Here is a 4,301-nt window from a genome sequence, read left to right as displayed (position 1 = left end):
CGGATGTCGTTCACGCCGGTGCGCGACGCGGCGTCCAGCTCGAGGACGTCCATATGCCGGCCCTCGATGATGGCCCGGCAGTGCCGGCCCTCCTCGGCCAGGTCCAGCGACGGCTCGTGGACGGTGTCGGTCTCGTAGTTCAGCGCCCGGGCCAGCAGGCGCGCGGTCGTGGTCTTGCCCACCCCGCGGACGCCGGTCAGCATGAAGGCGTGCGCAATCCGCCCGGAGGCGAAGGCGTTGCGCAGCGTCCGGACCATGGCCTCCTGGCCGTACAGGTCCTCGAACCGGCGGGGCCGGTACTTCCGCGCGATGACGGTATAGGCTGCGGACTCCCCGTCCTGTGGCGCGGCCGCCGGCCGCGGCGCAGGCTCGCCGAACATGTCGCCCGTGTTCGGATCCCGCTCGGGAATCTCTTCGTCGTCCACCATCGCGGCCATCTAACGGTTCGCGGGGTGCGAACGGAAGGGGAAAGCCGCGCCGACCTTTTTCACGCGCGGGCCCGGCGCACCATCGCCTCGATCAAGGCCGCCAGCTCGTCCTTCGCGGCCTGCGGCTCTAGCTCTCCGGCCGCCGCCGCATAGGACAGCGCCTCGGCCGCGCCCAGCATGCCGCGCAGGCCCGCTGGGGTCAGGGCGCCGCCCGGCGCGAACGGCTCCAGCAGCGCCCGGCACTTGCTCAGGAAATCGGCCTCGGCGGCGCGCCGGATCGCCTCCAGCGCCGGCGAACTCGCCAGCGCGGCCACGACGCCGGGCAGCTCCCGCCCCTGCGCCAGCACGCAATCGACATAGGCCGCGGCGATGGCGTGCGCCCGCGCCTCCAGCGTCGGCGCGGCGCCGGACATCTCGGCCTCCATGATCTGGGTCTGCCGGGCCTCGAAGTCCCCGTAAAGCGCCGCCAGCAGCCCCGCCCGCGTGCCGAAGTGGTCATAGACCACCGGCTTGGTTACGCCCGCGACCTCCGCCAGCCGGCCCAAGGTCAGCGCCTCGGTGCCCTCGTCCCGCACCAGCTTCCATGCCGCGTCCATCAGCTGCCGATTGCGCGCCTCGCGCGGCAGCCGCGTGCGGCCTTCCCCCGTTGACATTGAACCTACCATTGGTAACTTACTATCAGTATATAGCTGATCTCCCGCCCGGGAAACAGGAGAGCCCATGCACGCCCTGATCGTCGCCGCCCCACCGGAACGGCACGCGCTCACCCTCGCCATCGCCCGCCAAGTCGCGGCCGGCGCGGCGGCTGCGGGCCACACCGCCGAGATCGCCGACCTGGCGGCCGAGGGCTTCGATCCCCGCTTCACCGCTGTCGACGCCGCCGTCCACCGGCGCGAGGTTCCCATCCCCGAAGATCTCAGGGCCGAACAGGCGCGCATCGACCGGGCCGACGCCCTGGTGATCGTCTACCCGGTCTTCTGGTGGTCCATGCCGGCCCTGCTGAAGGGCTGGATCGACCGCGTGTTCTGCAACGGCTGGGCCTATGACGAGCTCAGCCCGGACGGCCCGACGATCCGGAAACTCGGGCGCCTGCCGATCCACCTCGTCGCGCTCGCCGGCGCCGACACGCGGACCTACGCGCGCCACGGCTACTTCGGCGCCATGCGCACGCAGATCGAGCATGGGATCTTCGGCTATTGCGGCGCGCCGGTCGCGAGTTCCGAGCTGCTGCTGGACACCCGCGGGCCCGCCGCCGCCGCCCATCTGGAGACCGCCCGCGCGATCGGCGCGAAGCTCTTCGCCTCGCACGCCGGCGCGTGCGAACCCGCCGCCGCCTGAGCGGGTTTCGAAGCCTGTTTGTGCGGGGAAGATGAGGTGGAGACCGAACGACAACCCGAAGCGGGACCCGTTGTGGCTGCTTCCTTCCGGACCTGACCAGGTTGGCGAGGCGCTCGTCCGCCGCCGATCTCCGGGGCGCTATATGGCCGGTGGGGCTCACGAGGGCAAGTGGCGCCGGCCCCTCGCAGCCAGCGCTTCATGCGCGCGGCGGGCGAGGACCCGCTGATAAGCTCCCCGACAGGAGCCTTCATGCGACGTCGACCTCGTCTCGCGCCGACCGCGGCCCGTCTGGTCCGCCGGCTTGTTTCGGCGGTTCCTGAAAGCCGCGGCCTAAGGCGGATGCGCCCGGCGCGGGAACCACAGGTTCAGTTTTTACTTCTTGCTCCTGTCACGGCCGCGCTTGGTCGAGCGGCCGCTCGGAGCTGGAGTAAGCGTTATGGCCATCATCAATGGCACGGCCGGCCACGACCGGCTGGAGGGCGCGGCGGACGCCGATCTGATCACCGGGCTTGAGGGCAACGACACCCTCTCGGGCCTTGGCGGGGGCGACGAGCTGGTCGGCGGCGCTGGCGACGACATCCTCGACGGCGGCGCGGGCGAGGACGTGCTGAAGCCGGGCGACGGCGCCAACATCCTGGACGGCGGCGACGGCTTCGACACCGTCGACTATTCCGATCTCGCGGTCGCCATCGGCGCCGATCTCTACACGGGCGCCTGGCGCAACGCCGGCGTGCTGGTCGACCACTACAAGAGCATCGAGAACGCCTTCGGCAGCGCGTTCGCCGACACCCTGCTGGGCGACTGGCGCGACAACATCCTGATGGGCGGTTCGGGCGACGACCGGCTGGACGGCCGCGAAGGCCTGGATGTCCTGCGCGGCGGCTTCGGCCACGACAGCCTGTTCGGCGGCGACGCCTTCGACGACCTGCACGGCAACGTGGGCGACGACACGGTGGACGGCGGCGCCGGCGGCGACTGGGTCGTGGGCGGTCAGGGGAACGACCGCCTGCTGGGCGGCGACGACGCGAGCGGCGACGTGGTCTACGGCAACCTCGGGAATGACACCTGCTACGGCGGCGACGGCGCCGACTGGGTGCGCGGCGGCCAGGGCGCCGACCTGCTGTTCGCCGGCGCGGGCGACGACCTCATCTGGGGCGACCGCGGCGACGACACGATCGAAGGCGGCGCCGGCGCCGACACCTTCTTCGTCTTCGGCGAGGCCGGCCTGGACCGGATCCTGGACTTCAAGGTGGGCGAAGGCGACCGCGTGCGCGTCGAGGCCGGCTACACCTTCAGCGCGGCCCAGGTGGGCGCCGACGTGGTGGTCAGCGTCAGCGGCGGCGCGACCCTGACCCTGGTCGGCGTCTCGCTGTCGGCCCTCGGCGAGGGCTGGATCAGCGGCGGCTAGCCGGGTCCTCGAACGCCGCCGGAGACGAGAACGGCTGGTCGGCGTCGACGTCGAACATGACCAGCTGGTCCAGAGGCTCGCTCCCCGTGCTCTCCAGCTGCATCACCATGCCGGGCGCGTGGCCGTTCATGGCCGCGCCCGCGCCCAGCTTGGCCGCGCCGTGCGAGGTCTTCTGGGTCAGCTGGCCCTTCAGCACATAGAAGGCCTCCGATCCCGGGTGGGTATGCACCGGCGTCTTGGCGCCCGGCGGCCCGCCGGCGCGGTTGATCCGCAGTAGGTGGCGCTTCGCCTGGATGGGCGGCACGGGGCCGATCTCGGCCAGCTTGGTCGCACCCGCGCTCGCGCCGCCCTTCGGACCCAGCGTGAACAGGACCCCCTTGCCGTCGACGTCCACGGCCAGGGACAACGGGCCGGCCGCCGCCTTCGCAGCCGGCAGGTCTGCATAGGTCTCCACCCGCCAGAACAGCGGCCCCTCCGGCAGCCGCTCGACCACCTTCTCGGCGACGGGCGTGACCTTGAATTCCGGTTCGGCGGCTCGCGCCCAAACGGGCGCGGCGGCCAGCGCGGCGAACGCGAACCCCAGCAACAGACGGCGCATCGAAGACCCTCGCAATGGACCTCAACCGCTCCACCTTACCACGGCTGCGCCGCACGCTCGCCCCAGTCCCGCCACACGGCGCAGCCAAGCCGGGCCTTGAGCGTTCACCAGCGCCAAGCATCACCACTCGGGGCTCAACTCATGCGTAAACTCGTCCTGGCCGCCGTCCTTGCGGCCGTCGCCCTTCCCGCCGTTCCCGCCGCCGCCGATCCGCCGCACCACGCGCCGGCCCACGGCCGCCGCGCCAAGGAGCGGATCTACGACAACCACGGCCGCTATTACGAGCCGCGGCGGGTCTCCTACGACAACGTCTGGCGTGGCCGCGACGGGCGCTACTACTGCAAGCGCGACAACGGGACGACGGGCCTGGTGATCGGCGCCGCCGTGGGCGCCCTGGTGGGCCGCGAGATCGACGGCGGCCGCGACCGCACCGCCGGCACGATCCTCGGGGCGGCGGGCGGCGCCCTGCTGGGCCGCGAGATCGACCGCGGCGAGCTGCGCTGCCGCTAGGCTGACGTGAAAAAAAGCG

At 71.9% G+C, this 4,301-nt stretch carries 5 protein-coding genes, 1 other RNA gene and 1 pseudogene; 3 read left to right on the top strand and 4 right to left on the bottom strand.

From position 1 onward, the window contains the following. A pseudogene (locus tag RIF93_RS19090) lies at positions 1-437 on the bottom strand (DNA polymerase III subunit gamma/tau); the annotation flags it as partial. Positions 438-487: 50 nt separating this feature from the next. Then, positions 488-1,081: a TetR/AcrR family transcriptional regulator gene (locus RIF93_RS19085; RefSeq protein ID WP_309093034.1), complete on the bottom strand. Its 594-nt coding sequence runs from the start codon at positions 1,079-1,081 to the stop codon at positions 488-490. A gap of 67 nt (positions 1,082-1,148) precedes the next feature. Here RIF93_RS19085 and RIF93_RS19080 point away from each other — a divergent pair, with 67 nt between their 5' ends. Continuing rightward, positions 1,149-1,766, top strand: a complete 618-nt coding sequence (locus RIF93_RS19080; RefSeq protein ID WP_309093033.1) for an NAD(P)H-dependent oxidoreductase — start codon at positions 1,149-1,151, stop codon at positions 1,764-1,766. Positions 1,767-1,800: 34 nt separating this feature from the next. Here the strand turns inward: RIF93_RS19080 and ffs are convergent. Further along, positions 1,801-1,899, bottom strand: an RNA gene (gene ffs / locus RIF93_RS19075) — signal recognition particle sRNA small type. 303 nt (positions 1,900-2,202) lie between these two features. On the opposite strand from ffs, the gene RIF93_RS19070 reads away from it, so the two are divergent. Beyond that, positions 2,203-3,174, top strand: a complete 972-nt coding sequence (locus tag RIF93_RS19070) for a calcium-binding protein (RefSeq protein WP_309093032.1) — start codon at positions 2,203-2,205, stop codon at positions 3,172-3,174. Here RIF93_RS19070 and RIF93_RS19065 read toward each other — a convergent pair. Next, entirely contained in the window at positions 3,161-3,772 is a 612-nt protein-coding gene (locus tag RIF93_RS19065) for a cupin domain-containing protein (protein ID WP_309093031.1), read from the bottom strand. The two genes, RIF93_RS19070 and RIF93_RS19065, sit on opposite strands and share 14 nt — an antisense overlap. 141 nt (positions 3,773-3,913) lie before the next feature. Between RIF93_RS19065 and RIF93_RS19060 the strand changes: the two genes are divergently transcribed. Further along, a complete protein-coding gene (locus tag RIF93_RS19060) occupies positions 3,914-4,282 on the top strand; it encodes a glycine zipper 2TM domain-containing protein (protein WP_309093030.1) in 369 nt (122 codons plus the stop codon). The last annotated feature ends 19 nt before the right edge of the window (positions 4,283-4,301 follow it).

Source organism: Phenylobacterium sp. (assembly GCF_031181185.1).
Taxonomy (GTDB): Bacteria; Pseudomonadota; Alphaproteobacteria; order Caulobacterales; family Caulobacteraceae; genus Phenylobacterium.
This window is presented reverse-complemented; position numbering and strand designations above follow the sequence as displayed.

Excerpts from the sequence above, each read along its gene's own strand:
- RIF93_RS19080 (WP_309093033.1), top strand. The coding sequence starts at position 1,149 with ATGCACGCCCTGATCGTCGCCGCCCCACCGGAACGGCACGCGCTCACC.
- RIF93_RS19060 (WP_309093030.1), top strand. The coding sequence starts at position 3,914 with ATGCGTAAACTCGTCCTGGCCGCCGTCCTTGCGGCCGTCGCCCTTCCC.
- RIF93_RS19065 (WP_309093031.1), bottom strand. The coding sequence starts at position 3,772 with ATGCGCCGTCTGTTGCTGGGGTTCGCGTTCGCCGCGCTGGCCGCCGCG.
- RIF93_RS19085 (WP_309093034.1), bottom strand. The coding sequence starts at position 1,081 with ATGTCAACGGGGGAAGGCCGCACGCGGCTGCCGCGCGAGGCGCGCAAT.
- RIF93_RS19070 (WP_309093032.1), top strand. The coding sequence starts at position 2,203 with ATGGCCATCATCAATGGCACGGCCGGCCACGACCGGCTGGAGGGCGCG.